Annotated in this window: 15 protein-coding genes; 6 read left to right on the forward strand and 9 right to left on the reverse strand. The window is 50.7% G+C overall.

The genetic code is table 11. The features are described from left to right. The first annotated feature begins 36 nt into the window (after positions 1 to 36). A complete protein-coding gene (locus tag Q1A04_RS17275; protein ID WP_299708481.1) occupies positions 37 to 852 on the forward strand; it encodes a murein L,D-transpeptidase catalytic domain family protein in 816 nt (271 codons plus the stop codon). Between the two features lie 88 nt (positions 853 to 940). Here the strand turns inward: Q1A04_RS17275 and Q1A04_RS17280 are convergent, their stop codons facing one another. Further along, positions 941 to 1,132 (reverse strand): hypothetical protein, encoded by a 192-nt coding sequence (locus Q1A04_RS17280; protein ID WP_255594448.1) that lies wholly within the window; start codon positions 1,130 to 1,132, stop codon positions 941 to 943. A 276-nt stretch (positions 1,133 to 1,408) separates the two neighbouring features. Here Q1A04_RS17280 and Q1A04_RS17285 point away from each other — a divergent pair, with 276 nt between their 5' ends. Both Q1A04_RS17285 and Q1A04_RS17290 read left to right on the forward strand, forming a co-directional pair. Then, positions 1,409 to 2,218, forward strand: coding sequence for a M48 family metalloprotease (locus tag Q1A04_RS17285; protein WP_299708484.1), 810 nt, complete (start codon positions 1,409 to 1,411; stop codon positions 2,216 to 2,218). Positions 2,219 to 2,247: 29 nt separating this feature from the next. After that, the gene (locus Q1A04_RS17290) at positions 2,248 to 3,159 is read left to right on the forward strand and encodes a diacylglycerol kinase family protein (RefSeq protein ID WP_299708486.1); all 912 of its coding nucleotides are present in this window, start codon (positions 2,248 to 2,250) and stop codon (positions 3,157 to 3,159) included. 7 nt (positions 3,160 to 3,166) lie between these two features. Here the strand turns inward: Q1A04_RS17290 and Q1A04_RS17295 are convergent, their stop codons facing one another. Both Q1A04_RS17295 and Q1A04_RS17300 read right to left on the reverse strand, forming a co-directional pair. Further along, entirely contained in the window at positions 3,167 to 4,354 is a 1,188-nt protein-coding gene (locus Q1A04_RS17295; RefSeq protein ID WP_299708488.1) for a metallophosphoesterase, read from the reverse strand. Positions 4,355 to 4,396: 42 nt separating this feature from the next. Further along, positions 4,397 to 5,020 carry an LON peptidase substrate-binding domain-containing protein gene (locus Q1A04_RS17300; protein ID WP_366943929.1) on the reverse strand — a complete coding sequence of 208 codons (624 nt, stop codon included), beginning with the start codon at positions 5,018 to 5,020 and terminating at the stop codon, positions 4,397 to 4,399. 169 nt (positions 5,021 to 5,189) lie between these two features. On the opposite strand from Q1A04_RS17300, the gene mtgA reads away from it, so the two are divergent. Next, positions 5,190 to 5,927, forward strand: coding sequence for a monofunctional biosynthetic peptidoglycan transglycosylase (mtgA, locus tag Q1A04_RS17305; protein ID WP_299708492.1), 738 nt, complete (start codon positions 5,190 to 5,192; stop codon positions 5,925 to 5,927). Next, positions 5,914 to 6,408: a DUF4440 domain-containing protein gene (locus Q1A04_RS17310; RefSeq protein ID WP_299708494.1), complete on the forward strand. Its 495-nt coding sequence runs from the start codon at positions 5,914 to 5,916 to the stop codon at positions 6,406 to 6,408. The genes mtgA and Q1A04_RS17310 overlap by 14 nt, the downstream gene beginning before the upstream one ends. Positions 6,409 to 6,525: 117 nt before the next feature. Here the strand turns inward: Q1A04_RS17310 and Q1A04_RS17315 are convergent, their stop codons facing one another. From Q1A04_RS17315 to Q1A04_RS17330, 4 genes are all read right to left on the reverse strand, one after another. Next, on the reverse strand, positions 6,526 to 7,674 hold the full coding sequence (locus Q1A04_RS17315; RefSeq protein WP_299708496.1) for an App1 family protein: 1,149 nt from the start codon (positions 7,672 to 7,674) through the stop codon (positions 6,526 to 6,528). Positions 7,675 to 7,731: 57 nt separating this feature from the next. Then, positions 7,732 to 8,565, reverse strand: a complete 834-nt coding sequence (locus Q1A04_RS17320; RefSeq protein WP_299708498.1) for a M48 family metalloprotease — start codon at positions 8,563 to 8,565, stop codon at positions 7,732 to 7,734. Between the two features lie 223 nt (positions 8,566 to 8,788). Further along, positions 8,789 to 11,638, reverse strand: a complete 2,850-nt coding sequence (locus tag Q1A04_RS17325; RefSeq protein ID WP_299708500.1) for a pitrilysin family protein — start codon at positions 11,636 to 11,638, stop codon at positions 8,789 to 8,791. Positions 11,639 to 11,728: 90 nt separating this feature from the next. Then, positions 11,729 to 12,139 (reverse strand): hypothetical protein, encoded by a 411-nt coding sequence (locus Q1A04_RS17330; RefSeq protein ID WP_299708502.1) that lies wholly within the window; start codon positions 12,137 to 12,139, stop codon positions 11,729 to 11,731. Positions 12,140 to 12,279: 140 nt separating this feature from the next. Here Q1A04_RS17330 and Q1A04_RS17335 point away from each other — a divergent pair, with 140 nt between their 5' ends. Further along, complete coding sequence (locus tag Q1A04_RS17335) at positions 12,280 to 13,347, forward strand: DNA topoisomerase IB (protein WP_299708504.1); 1,068 nt, start codon at positions 12,280 to 12,282, stop codon at positions 13,345 to 13,347. 72 nt (positions 13,348 to 13,419) lie between these two features. Here Q1A04_RS17335 and Q1A04_RS17340 read toward each other — a convergent pair whose 3' ends face one another. Together Q1A04_RS17340 and pgi are read right to left on the reverse strand one after the other, a co-directional pair. Further along, on the reverse strand, positions 13,420 to 15,018 hold the full coding sequence (locus tag Q1A04_RS17340; protein WP_299708506.1) for a hypothetical protein: 1,599 nt from the start codon (positions 15,016 to 15,018) through the stop codon (positions 13,420 to 13,422). Positions 15,019 to 15,065: 47 nt separating this feature from the next. Next, positions 15,066 to 16,715 carry a glucose-6-phosphate isomerase gene (pgi, locus tag Q1A04_RS17345; RefSeq protein WP_299708508.1) on the reverse strand — a complete coding sequence of 550 codons (1,650 nt, stop codon included), beginning with the start codon at positions 16,713 to 16,715 and terminating at the stop codon, positions 15,066 to 15,068. Positions 16,716 to 16,718 lie beyond the last annotated feature (3 nt).

The raw sequence follows: 16,718 nt of genomic DNA on the forward strand, positions 1-16,718 counted from the left end.
CAGTACTTGCGTAAAACAGTTAAGAATAATGACCCTATGATAAGAGCCATAATTACCTCTTTTGCCCTTAGTCTTATGCTTATTGCCACTCCTGGCGGGGCCCACAACGATGTTTCTGATCCAAAAATGCTTTCTTCTGAAGCGACGCTCACAGCCGGTTCACTGGCTAGACTGTCGTTTGCTGAGAAAAAACTCGCCTATGAGCAGCACATGCAGGGAGTTTACGAGAAAGTAGGGCTGAAGAAAGCGGGCTTATCCTACGAGGTTTTTGAGCGCGCATATACCGGTTATCAGAATTTCAGACAGCAAGGCTTGGCCGCCGCTGACAAGCAGATCATGACGGTGGTAGACTTCACGAAGCCAAGTAACTTGAAGCGGATGTGGATCATAGATCTAGACACGAATGAAATCCTGCACAACACGCTTGTAGCGCATGGCCGCAATACAGGTAATGTACGCGCTGAAAAATTCTCCAACGAGCCGAACTCCAACATGAGCAGCATGGGCTTTTATATAACTGACAAGACCTATTACGGCAAGCACGGCCTATCGCTTCGCCTCTCAGGTATGGACGAGGCTTATAACTCCAAAGCCATGGAGCGTGCCATTGTGTTGCACGGCGCCGACTATGTGAGCGAAGACTTTGTAAAGCAGTACGGCCGATTGGGCCGCAGCCTCGGATGCCCTTCCGTGCCGCGTGCCATCTCGGGTGATGTGATCGAGCTTATAAAGGATAACACAGTGCTCTACATTCACTCGGCTGACAAGCAGTACAACTCTACCTATCTGGACATGGAGGGTGCTGTAGAAGGCTTCGCGCTAGCCGCTGACCTTATGCAGAGCAATGCCTGAATGAAATAACCTCAAAGCAGGTTTCCATATAAAAAAACGCCACGCCGATTTCTCAGCGTGGCGTTTTTCGTTTTTATCAACTAGGTTTCTATGTCTGGTCCTTGGTTGTTTTAACAAGGTTGATGCCTGCAAAGAAAAAAATGAGACCGACTACAAAAGGAACTACCGCTGTATACTGGCCGATAGCCGCGCCGTCGCCTCCCATTACAAATGCATATGCACCCCAGATGATGCCCACTATACCTAGAATGGTAAGTATGGCACCGAATGTTCGTTTCATATTCATAGTTCTAAATTTAAAATGAAGCCGCTTTTGCAGCAATTTTAATGTATTACGAAATTCATATAAAATAGGGTGACTATTTTTAAAACTTATGCGCTACTCACTTGTTATGCAGTTTTCATAATTTCCTATCCTTTCACGTATACTTTTTACTGTCGTAAAAGTATATGAGGTTGCAGCATATACTGTCCAATTATAGCGTGTTCGTCAAGTTGGTCGTAAAGAGGGCAGGGGCCGTTGCAACTTGCTTAAAGCTTACAAAAGTTTGAATACATGAGAGCAATTATGAAGTTCATCGTCGCTATACTTATTGCGGCGGTATCGCTGGTCACCTACTGGTGCAACAGGCAGGAGAACGAATTCACGGGAGAGGTGCAGCACGTTGATATGACAGTAGAGCAGGAGATAGCCCTTGGGCTGCAGGCCGCTCCCGAAATGGCCTCACAGTATGGCGGCCTTCACCCTGACGAACAGGCGGCTGCCAAAGTGAAGGAAGTAGGGCAGCGCATTGTCAGCAATACCCGCGTGCGCGAAACGCCTTATAAGTTTGATTTTCACTTACTAGCCGACGAGAACACAGTAAATGCCTTTGCCTTGCCGGGCGGTCAGATTTTCATCACCGCGGGGCTGTTGCGCAAGCTCAGCACCGAAGGCCAATTGGCTGGCATACTCGGTCATGAGATAGGGCACGTGGTAGGGAGACACTCTGCGCAGCAGTTGGCTAAGGCCAAGCTCACGCAAGGGCTTACCGGGGCCGCAGCCATCGCCACATATGATCCTGATAACCCTGCCACGCAGACCGGGGCTATCGCCGCTGCCATGATTGGCAAACTGGTGAACATGCGCTACGGCCGTGATGATGAGCTGGAGTCTGATAAACTGGCGGTTCGGCTGATGGGGGACTCAGGGTATGACCCGCGGGCCATGATTGAGGTGATGCGAATACTCGAAGAAGCCAGCGGAGGCGCCCGAGGACCTGAATTCACTCAGACACACCCTGACCCGGGTAATCGCGTGGCTGAAATTGAGCGCGCCATACAGCAAGAATTCCCAAATGGGCTGCCCTCAGGTTTATTACAGTAAAAGTTTACAAATGACACCACGACATTCGGATGCAAGAAGAGAAAAAGATCAAGAACCTGTTGTTTGTCATTAACCCGATTGCGGGCGACATAGACAAAGAGGAGCTGGAAGAGGAAATTAAGGCGACCTGTGCCGAGCATCAGTTGAATTGCAGTCTATACCGCACAACAGGCGAACGCGACGAGAAGCACATAAAGGAGCATATAGAGCAGCAAAACTTTGATGCCGTTTTCGCCGTGGGAGGCGATGGTACGGTTAGTCAGGTGGGTGCCCTGCTCATCGGCTCCAAAACACCATTGGGCATTATTCCGCTTGGCTCCGGCAACGGTCTTTCCAAAGATCTGAACATCCCGCAGGACACTGAGGAGGCCCTACAACTTATCCATTCCCATGTCATCCGCAACATCGACACCATAGACCTCAACGGGCAGCCGTCTATACATTTAAGTGACCTTGGGTTTAACGCCTTGGTGGTGCAGCGCTTCTGTGAGGGAGACAGAAGGGGGCCGGGGGCCTATGCGTGGATTGCGCTGCAGGAGTACCTGAACTACGTACCCAAATTCTACCGCATCGAGACAGACACGGAGAACTTTGAAGGGGAGGCTTTTATGGTGACCATTGCCAATGCGAATGCCTTTGGTAGCAACGCGGCCATAAACCCAAACGGTGTGCTCAACGATGGTCGTTTTGAGATTTGCCTGATAGAGCCTTTCCCCAAAGCAGCCGGTCCCGGTATTTTGCTACGCATGTATACCGATAACATCGACAGTTCCATCTATACCCGACGCATCAGTTGCAAGCGGGCCACCATTTATAACATAGACCATGAAGTGATGCACGTGGATGGCGAGCCGGTTAAGACAGCGGATGAGATTAAGGTGAACATGCATCCCAAAAGTCTAAAGGTCATTTTGCCGGTGCCAGACGAAGAACTGGGCTAATTCAATACTATACCTGTTCAACCGGTTGCAGAACGGGATGGAGTTCTTTGCGGAATACCACCGCGCCTAGTATGGATGAAGTGTCGTCCTCATTCACGGTAAGTGCCTCTACCCAAAGCTCGCCATTGCTATAGTAGTTCAGCACAAAGAAGCCTCTGTGCTCCAAAGAAAAAGTGGCTTTTCCTCCCTTTTTCACAAAAGAGGTCTTGCTTCCCGATCCGCTGACGATATAGTGGTTCTGGCGGACCTCAAAATGCTGCAGGTTATGGTCATGCCCGGCCACATACACAATGTTGCTGTACTGGTGGAATATGCGGAGCAGGCGCTTGCGCATTTTGCGGTAGGTGCGGTGCGACATGTCCTCATAGGCCCCAAACAGTTTGCGGTAAAAAGGGTAGAGTGAGCCGAAGATAGGCAAGGGTATATAAATGCGCTTATGAGCCGCAGTGAGCGGAAAGATGTGCTGTTTCATAGTAAATTTGCCTCCATGCAGGGCATTGCTGTAGAGGGGGTGATGCGCCGCGATAACGATCCGCTGATGCCGGTTTCGGCGCAAAAGCTTGTTTAACCTCAGAAAGAAGTCCTCGATATCATCATAAGGACAGCCCTGCTGACGCCCCATCGGTTTTTCGCCCCGCTGTACCCACCACTGCGTGTTGATGATGATCAGCAGCAAGCCGTCGGCCAGTTGTATGGCATCCGGTCCCGGACAGCCGTTGCGGGGCAGATAGCTCTGTTCGTCCTGTAGCGTTTCCACCACATGTTGTTCCTGTCGGAGCACGTATTCCAGTCCTCTTTTGCGTCCTTTGTTCCAGTCGTGGTTTCCGCTCAGGAATATCTTGCGACCAGAAAATGGGCCTACTATACTGAGCAGGTAATCCAGCCGCTCTTTGGCTGCGGCGTAGTGACGATGCGTTTCGGCTGGCAAGCCGACCGGGTACAGGTTATCACCCAGAAAGAGCACGCTTCCTTGTGCGCCTGCGTTTTGTTCCCACTCCTGCAGCATACGCAGCACCGGATCGGAGCCATCTGTCTGCACGTAGCCCACATCACCCAAAAAGGCAATGCTGTGCACGAGCTTGGCATCCGGACTTGGCTGGAACTTTCTCCAACCCACGTCCGATAGCTTGTAAAATGGCTTGTCACGGTACTTGCGCTCTTGCCAATAACTGAAGAGCAGAAATACGATAAACAAAACCGTCGGTATAATGAGGAAATAAAACAGCATGCGTGCGGATCAGAAATTAGGGGGTGTGAGGTTCTTAAAGTGACCGTTGAGCTTTACGCGCTCTTTCAGCCGCTCAGTTTCAGCAACGATTGGCAGCACCTGATTTAAATGCTGCAGGATCATCTCTTGTCGCAGCGCTTCGCTGTTGCATTGCAGCAAGGTATATTCCTGCTCTGTGTTGAGCCCCAAATGGTGGGCGATGTCGTAAGATTTAAAGTCCTCCGGCAGGTCCAGAAAGATGTTGCTGATGCCAAGGGACGTGTACAATTCCTGCAGCTTTTCCTGAATCTGCACCCGCGTCACAATGTCCTCGTCCGCTATATCCTCTACCTCCTCCACTTTGCCACCGGCATACAGTTTACCCGGAGCCGTTCTATCAAACTCAATTATCTTGAAGATGCCCATGCCTTGTGTGCAGATATCCATTTCACCGGTTTCATACTTTTTCTCAACATTCAAGAGTTTTATCTCAGTGCCATACAACCCTACGCCGTTGTTGATGTAAGTAGGTATGCCAAAAGTGCTGTCACTTTCCACGCAATCGTTGATGAGCTGCTTGTAGCGCGGCTCAAAGATGTGCAGGTTCAGTTTCTCCCCCGGAAACACCACAACATTCAAGGGAAATAGTGGCATGTATTTTTGCATATTCTTCTTTTTTAGGGATAACAGGCAAGTGACGGTTTTGTATATGAAGTACGGGTATGTTTATTCCCTTGTTAGGTATGGCAACATTGGCTGACGCGGTTACTTGAATTATACGCCAAAACACGTAGCTTTGCGCACTTGTTTTCAACCTCTCGAGATGAAAAAGAAACAGCTGGGCTTTCGTGAGATTCGGCTTATTACGATGAAGCTCCTGTTAAGCCTTGTGCTGCTGAGCATACTGTGGGTTTTGGTGTACCGCTGGGTAGCCCCGCCGGTGACACTGCATATGGTGCAGCGCCGCGCCGAAGCAGCAGCTGCCGGAAAAGCGGAGCCTGCCATCAGCTATAAATTTGTATCCTTGGAGGAGATGTCAGACCAATTGCCATTGGCCGTTGTGGCCTCAGAGGATCAACTTTTTCTGGAACACAGTGGGTTTGATTTCAATGCCATAGCCGATGCTTTTAAGCGTAATCAGAAAGGCACTAACATTCGGGGAGGCAGCACCATCAGTCAGCAGGTGGCCAAAAACGTATTTCTGTGGCATGGGCGCAGTTATTTGCGCAAAGCAGTGGAGGCTTATTTTACTTTTCTGATTGAAGTGCTCTGGGGTAAGCAGCGGATCATGGAGGTATACCTGAACATAGCCGAGATGGGGGATGGGGTGTTTGGCGTGGAAGCGGCTTCGCAGCAGTACTATAAAAAGTCGGCTTCTCATGTCGGCCGACAGCAGGCGGCGCGGCTGGCGGCAGTGCTCCCCAATCCGATTCGCTATTCCGCCGGAAGGCCTTCGCCTTATGTGCTGAGCCGCCAAGTGCGCATAGCCCGCGCCATGGGCCGACTGGGTGGTACTACTTACATCAAAACCATTCTTCCCGAGAAAGATGAAGAGAAATAAGTTATTACCGGCATTGGCCGTAGGTATAGGTCTGTTACTTACTGGTTGCCAGCAGAATGAAGAAAAGCAGATAATTCTAGCTACAAATCAGCCTGCCCAACAGGACACTGCTGCAGCTGAAACCGCCGTACGCGAGATGCTGGCAGCGCAATCGGCCTGCTGGAGCCAAGGTGACCTCGACTGCTTTATGCAGGACTACTGGAAATCAGACTCCTTGCTGTTTGTGGGAAAAAACGGCCTGACCTATGGCTGGCAGCAGACCCTCGACAACTACCGCAAGAGCTACCCGGATCCGGCGGCTATGGGTAAACTGACGTTTGAGTTGAAAGAAATGCGCCACCTCGCCACTGATCATATGCTCGTGGTCGGCAAATGGCACCTACAGCGCGAAGCGGATCTGGGCGATTTGCAGGGACATTTCTCCATCATCATCAAGCACTTCCCCGAGGGCTGGAAGATTGTAGCAGACCACTCAAGCTGATTTACAGGTAATAATTAAAAGTAATATTTTAGAACAAACACGATGGGGGCAGGTATAAGCGAATAAGCTGACCTGCCCCCATCGTGTTTCATGTTTCTTGAAATCAATTCTTAATTCTTAACTACCTTCCTCATCTCCTGCAGCGTCCTCTTCAGTTTCTCTGGCGATTTCTGGCAGTTCCTCTGTGAAAATATAGCCTTGTTTAACGGCGTGCTCGGCTGCTTCCAGCGTTTCTTTTACGAGCACCATTTCAACTTCTCCGGCTTCTTTAAATTCATCGAATATGCTGACCACTTTGGTTGTGTGTTTTTCGATGTTCACATCCCGTATGTAAATGGCCATGATTCGGCCCGGATGGTTGCGAACTATCTCGGCATAAATCTCAGCATCCTGCTGACCGCTGTCACCCACCAGTATAAAATTTAGCTCCGGATAGGTAATTAGAATATTTTCGATCTCCTTATACTTATGGCTCATGTGGTCGGAGGCGCCCAGCTTGTTCTCGTCTATACCGAAGTCGCGGAGCAGGAGCGGCCCTTGCGGAATCTCATTGAGTTCGAGGAAATGGTAAAGCAGATCGTAAGTGTTCCAAGGGCTGCTCGAGACGTAAAAAAACGGGTTGTTGCGCTTGCCGTTGCGGCCTAGCTGGAGTGATTTGTAGAAAGACGCCACACCATGGAAAGGTATGCGGGAGTGCGCGTTATTCAGTAGCACGTTACGTCCGGTTTGCAGCATATTGGTCGCACCCGTGCGCACGATGGTGTCGTCTATGTCGCTGATAATACCATACTCGGCGTCTGGTGGTGGTACCAGCACATGCGCCTGCGTTTTTATGGGCCCCTCAAAATCAACTGGTGAATCTGTGAGCGTCACTTCTATGGTGTGCCAGATGTCGTCGAGTTGAAGAGGTTTTTCAGGCGCAAGATTCATCACAAAATACCCTTCCACATCAGTCGTAATCTCATGTTTCTGGTCTTCGAGGCACAGCTCCACACGTGCACCGGGTATCTCGCGGCTGTTGAAACGTTTGTACATGTTCAGAAGATTCTCCCACATGGTGTCATTTTCCTCTGAAATTGCAATGCTTTTGTCAACCAGCACACGGCCTTTTACATAGAGGCGGGTAGGGGTGCCGTAGCTGCGGTAGGGTACAATGTGCAGCGGGCCGAAGAGGTTGAGTTTGCGCCGCAGATTAAACATCAGCGTGTCAAACTTCTCCTCTGTTTTAAGGACGGCTTTGGCGGCCGTGTTTTTTATTTTTTTCATAGGGTTGTGGTATGGTTCGCAAACACAAAGGCCTGCCTTTGGGCAGACCTTTAGAGTTTATAGGTTCAGACTTCTTTTTAATTCATCATAATCGGTATTCGGAGCGTTGGCCGTAGCGCAGCCGCGCTGCTGGGCCTGTTGCTGTATGTTCTCGATACGGTTGTCTGGGTTAGGGTGCGTGCTTAGGAATTCCGGCGGGTTGCTGCCCTGCGCTTCTTCGTTCAGTTTTACGAAGAAGCCGGCCGCGCCGTCGCAGGCGTAGTAGTCAGTGCCGTCTAGGTAGAGCACAGAGGCATCATCCGCTTCGGTTTCGGCGCCGCGACTGAAGCGCAGACCAGCTAGCGTACCCGCCAACTGAGCGGCGATCTGCTGCAAGGCACCCGGGTTGTTTCCCAGTGCCACTGAAAGTAGCAGGGCGATGCCATAGTCACGCTGCAGCTGCTGTATACTGTGGCGCTTGTCAGCGTGGGCTATTTCGTGGGCTATTACACCCGCAAAGTGATCTTCATCATCCAGAAATTTCATCAGTCCGGTGTATACGTAGATGTATCCGCCCGGTGCAGCGAACGCGTTCAGCGTTTCCCGGTCATCGATAATCTTAACAGTCCACGCAAATTCATTCCTATACTTGATCTCACCTGAGTTGAGCACGCGGTTTACGATGCGGTCAAGGTGGGTATAGGCTTTTTGCACATTGGCGTTGGAACTGTTGCGCTCGAGCAACTGACCCTGCGCACGAAAAGTGGAGTCTACCTGCTCCGAAACCTGCTGCCCAAGCCGGATGTCATCCTGAATCGAGAAGATGACGCCTTCGTTATCCTTGCAACTGCTAAAGACAAACACGCTGACAAGGATAAGCAGCCAGTGTGCTGAATTGTTGATATACTTCATAATGTGTGTTAGAATGATGACATGTTTTTAAGCGGTGCCAAGGTATAGCCTATAGGCCAAAACCGAGCGTTACGCCTAAAAAACTCAAGCTATTTAATTTTAGTATGCGCTTACGGATTAAAATTAGCCTTGGTTGGAAGGTAGATAGGGTTGGTGCTATTTAAAAATAATGCAAATAAAAAAGCCCCTGAATTTCAGGGGCTTTTTCCAAGTGTAGTATGGTCTATTTTACGGAGGAGGTACCTACGGGGTTGCCGTTAGTATCCAGCTCCACTACCTCATAACTCAGTTTCTGCAGTTCAGGTAGAACGGTTTTCTTATCGCCAACCACCACAATATGCATTTTGTCAGCTGGCAGGTGTTTGGCTGCCAGTGCATCGATCTCCTGCTTCGTCATGTTGTTGAGGATCTGGGTCTGCTTGCTTACATAATCTTTCTTCAGGTCGTATCGCAGAATGCGGCCCAAGAAGTTCGCCTTCTGACCCGGCGTTTCGTACTGACGCGCATCTGACTGACCGATGGAGTTCTTCATAAACTGCAGTTCTTCTTCTGTGATACCTTTGGTTCTGAAATCGTTGATCTCTTTCATGAACTCGACAACAGAAGCGGCAGTGGCATCGGCACGCACGCCGGCAGAAGCCGTGTACGGACCAGCGAAGCGACTGCCACCGAAGCCTGAACGGGCACCATAGGTATAGCCTTTGTCTTCGCGCAGGTTCAGGTTGATGCGGCTGTTAAAGGCACCACCCAGCACGAAGTTCATCAGCGATGTTTTGTAGTACTCACCAGTCGCGTCATATGGAAGGGCCACATAGCCAATTCTGATCTCTGACTGCGCTGCGTCTGGCTTGTCTACGAAGTAGATTTTAGTGGCCGCTATGGCAGGCGCTTTCACGTCAGCAGGTACGGTCACGTTTTTCTTCTTCCACTTCTTCAGAAAGTCCAGTTTACTAATAACATCCTTCTCGTTGATATCGCCCACGATCACTAGCTCAGCTCCTGTAGGCGTGTAGTTTGCAGTATAGAACTGCTTCACATCGTCCAAGGTGATACTGCTTACTGACTCCGTAGTACCGGAAGTTGGGATAGCCATGATGTGGTTATCACCATAAAGCAGTTTGTTGTACACGCTGCTGGCAATAGCCGTTGGTTGTGTCGATTGGTTGGCTATACCTTCCAGCTGCTGTTTCTTCAAACGCTCGAAATCATCCTGCGCGAACTTCGGACGGAACAGGCGCTCTTCAAGCAGCACGAGTGTTTTGTCTAGATTCTTCTTCAGTGACTGCACCGTTACGTACGTGTCTTCCGTACCAGAGCCGATGCGGATAGAGCTGCCCAGCTTGTCGAGCTCGCTTGTGAAAGCTTCAGAAGTGTAGTTCTCTGTGTCCTCGTTGAGCAATGATGCTGTAAGCGACGCAATACCTGCCTTGCTAGGGTTGTTGGCCAGCAAACGGTGACCACCCGGTATCGTCAACTGTAGGGTAACAGTTGGAATCTCGTCAGACTTGGTACCGATTACCTTCATACCATTCTTAAACTTCGAGGTATAGAAGTTCGGTACGCTAACGGCTTTGGCCTGACCTGAAACAGGGCGCTTGCTACGGTCGAAGGTATCAACGGCTTTGGTATATGCAAGTCCGCTGTATTCCTGAGGTTGCGCTACGGAGGTGTTAGTGTCTACCGTATAGTTGTCGGCCTTCGCAATCATTTCAGACTTGCCTTTCGGCACTACGCTCAGGATAACCGCGCTTTTACCTTTAATGTACTGGTTGTACACGCGCATTACATCGGCCTTGGTAACCGCGTTGATACGACGTATTTCTTCCTGTAGGTAATTCGGGTTGTTGCGGAAGGTTTCGTACGCGGCCAGTTGCGACACTTTGCCACTCACACTTGCCATTCTGTTCACAAGGCTTGATTCGGCAGAAGCCTTGTAGCGCTGCAGGTCTTCATCAGTAACGCCACGTGTTTCAAACTCTGCAATTGACTTACGAAGCATTTCTTCCATCTGCGCCAAGTTGTTGTTCGGGTACGTCATCACTGTGATGCCAAACTCACCCGCCAATTCAGATGTGGAGTTAGATGCTGAAGCCTGAAGTGCTTTCTGATCTTTTACAAAGTTTTTATAGAAGATAGAGTTTTTGCCCTGACCAAGTATCTCAGCTAGTACATCCAGTGCGTGTTCGTCTTTGTGACCCGCTTCCGGAACAGGGAAGGTCATGCGCAGCATCGGGAAGCGCACGTTATCTTCATATGAAATGTAGCGGTCTTTGTCTAAGGCCGTTGCCATCGGCTTCATGTCTTCCACGGCTGGGCCGACAGGTATAGAACCGAAATATTTCTCTACCAGTTTTACCACTTCAGCAGGGTTCACATCACCACCAACAGTTACGGTAGCGTTGTTAGGACCATACCAGCGTAGGAAGAAGTTCTTCAGGTCCTCAACGTTTACACGGTTCAGGTCTTCGATGTAACCAATCGTTGTCCAAGAGTATGGGTGACCGTGCGGGTACAGGTGTTGCGATGTTTTCTCATACACAAGACCATAAGGACGGTTGTCGTAGTTCTGACCACGCTCGTTCTTCACGGTTTCGCGCTGAACCTCAAACTTCTTCTGGGTTACGGCGTCGAGGAGGAAGCCCATGCGGTCAGCCTCCAGCCAAAGGGCGGTTTCCAGCTGGTTGCTAGGTACTGTCTCGAAGTAGTTGGTGCGGTCGCGGTTGGTGGTACCGTTCAGCGTACCACCGGCATCCGATACGATTTTGAAGTGCTCTTCATCGGCCACGTTGTCGGAGCCTTGGAACATCATGTGCTCAAAGAAGTGCGCGAAGCCAGACTTGCCAACTTCTTCGCGGGCCGAGCCCACGTGGTAGGTCACGTCCACATGCACCACCGGGTCGGAGTGATCCTCGTGCACGATCAGGGTGAGGCCATTGGCCAGTTTATATTTTTCGTAAGGTATAACCAGCTCATCGCTTTTCTTGGTTACCTTCTCCACGAGTTTTGTCTGCGCCTCGGCTGCACTGACCACACTGGCCGTAAGCACGATACTCAAACCGATTTTCTGTAGCATGTTAAATTGTTTTAGGTGAACGATTGGTCTTGTGTTAGGACCAATATAACACATAAAGGTTTAATGCTATAGAAAAATATAGACGAACGCCTATTTTGTCTCGGCAAACACTTGTTTAGCGAACATAACCGATACGGCCAGTGTCAAAAGAGCCACGACCAGCATGGCGGTGGTGAGCAGGAAAGCCATGCCTGCGGTCTGGGTGGTATTGGGCTCTGGAGCCTCCTGTACCATTTCGAGTAGGCGGATAAAATAGGTGCCGGAGCGCCAGCCAAGAAGCAATGTCAGCAGACCAGCCTCGGCGGTACCCAGCATAAACCCCCAGCGCTTGCGCTGGTTCAGGAAGTGTCCTGCAATGAGCGCCAGCAAGCCACCGGCTATACCTGTGATGAGCGCGGTTTGAGCCTGTTCGCCGGCCACGTCAACGGCCACGGCGCCACAGCCTAGCATGAACACGCCAAAGAAAGCGTAGAGGTAAGAAATCTGTTTATGGATGGTCATTTGAGTATCTTTTTTCGGGAACAAATATAGCGGTAATTGTTGAACAGGTATAACCAAATGCCCATAGCAGCCTGCTCAGCGAAGAACTTTTGCATCGGTTTAAAGTATTATGGGCAGGAGGTGCCTAATCGCCTCAACAGATGACCAAAGAAGAACTACATACTTTACATAAAGATCCGGCCCTTTCGGCAGAGTGGGCAGGTCTGCGCTATACCTCGGACGAAAAGCCGGGGCTGTCCCGCAAAAAAGCCGGCACAGGTTTCTACTACCTCAACCACAGAGGCGAGAAAGTAACAGATGACAAAACACTGGAGCGCATAAAAAAATTGGTGATACCCCCGGCATGGACCGAGGTCTGGATATCAAACACGGCCCGCGGTCACTTGCAGGCCACCGGACGGGACGAAAAAGGGCGCAAGCAGTACATTTACCACCCCGAATGGCAAAACGCCCGCAATCTGACCAAATTCGGGCGAATGATCACGTTCGGCAAATCGCTGCCTGCCCTCCGGGAACAGATCCAGAAAGACATACAGTCCCGCCAACTAAATAAGCGCAAGGTGACGGCACTGGTGCTGTCCATCTTGGACAACGCCCTGATCCGGATCGGAAATCGTGCCTACGCCAAGTCTAACAAATCGTACGGGCTCACGACGCTGCGCGACCGACATGTGACGTTTAACGGCAGCACGGTGACTTTCTCGTTTGTGGGCAAAAAAGGAGTGGAGCAGAAGATCGACCTCAAAGACCGCCGATTGGCGCAGTTGGTTAAGAAATGCAAAGACATACCGGGCTACGACCTGTTCCAGTATTACGACGAGGACGGCGAGCGTCAGACACTGGAGTCTGGGGACGTGAACGAATACCTCCGCGAGGCAACGGCCCATGACTTCTCAGCCAAGGATTTCAGGACATGGGGCGGCACCGTGCGCATGGTGGAGTGCTTGGAGCTGGTGATTGACGAAGAGCCAGAATTGGAAAAGGAGAAGAGCATAAAAGAAGCCGTGAAGCTGGTGGCACACGGACTCGGCAACACCCCGACAGTGTGCAGTAAATATTACATTCATCCGGAGGTGATCAACCTGTTCCGAGAAGACAAACTTCTGACTTACCTCAAAAAGCACGACCCCAGCAAGACCAAAAACGAATACATGAGCGGCATGGAAGAGTTCGTTCTGAAAATGCTGGAGAAAAGCCTGAAGAGTTGAGGAGTTAAAGAGTTCGGATTTGTAGGGACAGGTCGCGACCTGTCCCTACAGTTTTATACCACAAACTCATTTCTAATTTCCTTCCCGATCATAGGCGTGCACCCGCACATCTCTTGTGGTGAGGTCTTTGGCCTCGGTACCAAATTCGATCTCATTGCCGCGCTCAGTGTCGTAGATGTGAGTCATTTTACGCCAGCCTTTTACGGTGGACTTGTCAGTAATTTCGTCCTCACCGAGGCCGCCGTATACCTCTACCAGTATACCTTCGGCCACATCACCTTCTATTAAGAAGGTGTCATCGCCACTGAGGCCGTGCAGCGTGATCTTCTCAGTTTCATTGGTATAAAACCTTCTGTGATAGAGCACCTTTTCAGGTATGCCGTTTTGAGCAGGTCGGCTAAGAGTCACTTCGGTTTGTTCATTATCCAACCTGCGAACATGAAATTTGTCTTTCTGGTCGGTGCCGGCAATGGTTACTTCCTTGGCCAGAATCTCATACATTTCTTCTGCCACGTCCGGCAATTGATCTCGGCGGTTTTTCAGGCTCTGAATGGTGCTTTCCCCTTTTAAAGTATAGATAGGAGGGGGCAGGTTCCTGACGGCCTTTTCGATCACTTCATCCGTTATCTTTTTTTGTAAATCATTGGCAATCGCTACCCATTCCCTGCGGGTCAGTTCGTGAAGCAGACGCTCATCTATAAATTCTGCGTTGATCATTAGGGCTTTCACGTCTTTTATCTTCGGACCAAAAGAGTTGAACTTGCGGACCATCAGTTTACTGGTGGCGAGGAAGGGTATAGCACCGTCGTTCATTTTGAGGAAGACCTGATCGCGGTCCTTGGGAATAGGCACGTACTGAACATCCGGTCCGTTTTGGTAAGCAGCCCAATCCCACTGTCCCTTGTGGCGATCCCAGTCACCGACGAGTACATCCAAAAGCCGGGCGCGGGCAAAGGCCCTTTGATTAAAATGGTGGGTATTGGTTTCGTAGCGATTTCTCAAAGCGTCCTCTGAGTCTTCAAATCCCCTTATGCTTCCAAACATGCTGAGTGTGTCTTCCAGCCCTTTAAATTTCTCTTCGAGCATGTATACCTTTCCCTGCACGGCTTCAGCGTGCTCCCCAAAGGAGGTATCATTTTTTGGAACATAGTACAGAATGGGGGAGGTATGGAAAACGCCTGAGGCACTGGCTAGGTCAGGTATAACCACGGCCCCATAAGGATTGGCAGACGAGATTTGATCGCGGAGGATGTTTGTAACAAAAGTTGGTCGCCAGAATTTGGCCAGCACCAGCACCGGGTCTTTGTCGATGGAACGGAAAGCGTAAATGCGGCCGAGGCTGTCTTGTAGTTGGAAACTACTCGTCTGGTAGCCGCCGCCTTTTTTCACCACTTCCATACCGCCGTTCACCTTCGCCACATCAAAAACAGGGAGTTTGACGGGTGTGCTCCAGCTGTCGCGGTGGTGGTTTCCCCAAAAGAGGCGGTGGAACCAGCTGCGGTCGTAGTGGCGACCTGCGACAGCCCACACGCTGTCGGTGCCAGCCGGGGGTAGGTCATACTCCCCCGGCTGGACCAATGCGTCATTCTGGTAAAAATTATCGTCAGCGCAACTGCTCAGCACCAATACAAGTGCAAACAGCAACGCAGTTCTAAAGTATAGGTGCTGCATAAGGTGAAAATACACTCCTTTAACGCAGACAGCCTGCAAGGTTTTCGCTAGTTGCGTTTTTGTCTGTAGTAGTTGATCAGTCCGGCGGTGGAGCTGTCGTGTTCCGCTTCTTTGTTGCCAAGCAATTCCTCTTCAATAGCGCCGGCCAGTTGCTTGCCCAACTCCACACCCCACTGGTCGAAGCTGTACACGTTCCAGATCACGCCTTGTACGAAGGTCTTGTGCTCGTACATGGCGATCAGGCTTCCCAAGGCATAGGGCGTCAGCATGTCAAACATGATGGAGGTAGATGGCTTGTTGCCTTCGAATACTTTGTGCGGTGCTAGTTGCTTGAGCTCTTCGCCGTCCATACCTTTCTTTTCGAGTTCGGCACGTACCTCTTCTTCGGTTTTGCCTTTCATGAGCGCCTCGGTTTGGGCGAAAAAGTTGGAAAGCAGCATCGGGTGGTGCTCGCCGATCGGGTTGTGGCTATTCACCGGAGCCAGAAAATCAGAAGGAATAAGTACCGTTCCTTGATGGATGAGCTGGAAGAACGAGTGCTGACCGTTGGTGCCGGCCGCTCCCCAGATCACGGGTTGCGTCTGGAAGTTCACATACTCGCCGTTGCGCATGGCCGTTTTGCCGTTGCTCTCCATCTGCAATTGCTGCAGGTACTCCGGCAATAGACGCAAGTACTGATCATAAGGCAGCACGGCATGCGATTGTGCTTCAAAAAAGTTGGTATACCATACACTCAGCAAAGCCATCAGCACCGGTATGTTTTGGCGCATTGGGGTGTTTTTGAGGTGCTTGTCCATGGCTTCGGCGCCACGCAGCAATTCCTCAAACTTGTCATACCCAAGGGCGCAGGCCACCGACAAACCAATGGCTGACCAAAGCGAGAAACGACCGCCCACCCAATCCCAGAAACGGAAGGTGTTTTCAGGCGCGATGCCGAACTTAGAAACGGCCTCCGTGTTAGTGGAGAGCGCCACAAAGTGTTTGCTCACATGCGCTTCGTCCTTGGCAGTCTTCAAAAACCAACTGCGGGCCGTGTGGGCGTTGGCAATAGTTTCTTTGGTCGTGAACGTCTTAGAAGCGATAATGAAAAGTGTTGTTTCCGGATCGACTTTGCGCAGCACCTCGGCTGCGTCGGTACCGTCCACGTTGGAAATGAAATGCACCTCGATCTCCGGCTTCTGGTATTTTTTGAGAGCCTCGGTGACCATCTGCGGCCCCAAATGTGAACCGCCAATTCCTATGTTCACCACATGCTTTACTTTTTTGCCCGTGTAGCCCGTCCACTCACCGCTGTGCAGGCGGTCGCAGAAGGCCTTCATCTGGCGCTGCACGTCACGCACCTCTTCCAGCACATTCTCACCGTCCACCATCAGCTCTTGGTCCGTGAAGTTGCGAAGGGCAGTATGGAGCACGGCACGACCTTCGGTGGCGTTGATCTTCTCTCCGCGCAGCATGCTCTCGATGGCGGCAGGCACTTTCGTTTCCTCTGTCAGCTCGGCCAATAGGTCCAGCGTTTCTTCGGTAATGCGGTTTTTAGAGAAATCGTACAGTGTGCCGTCTACCTCAAACGAGAATTTCTCGAATCGCTGCGGATCCGCCTTAAACAGGTCGCGCAAGTGTTGAGTCTTCAGTTGAATGTAGTGATCTTCCAGTTTTTTCCAAGCGTTGGTCGTGGTCGGATTGTCGGTGTGTAGCATGTT

Origin of the sequence: uncultured Pontibacter sp. (assembly GCF_947499215.1) — a bacterium.
Classification (GTDB): Bacteria; Bacteroidota; Bacteroidia; order Cytophagales; family Hymenobacteraceae; genus Pontibacter.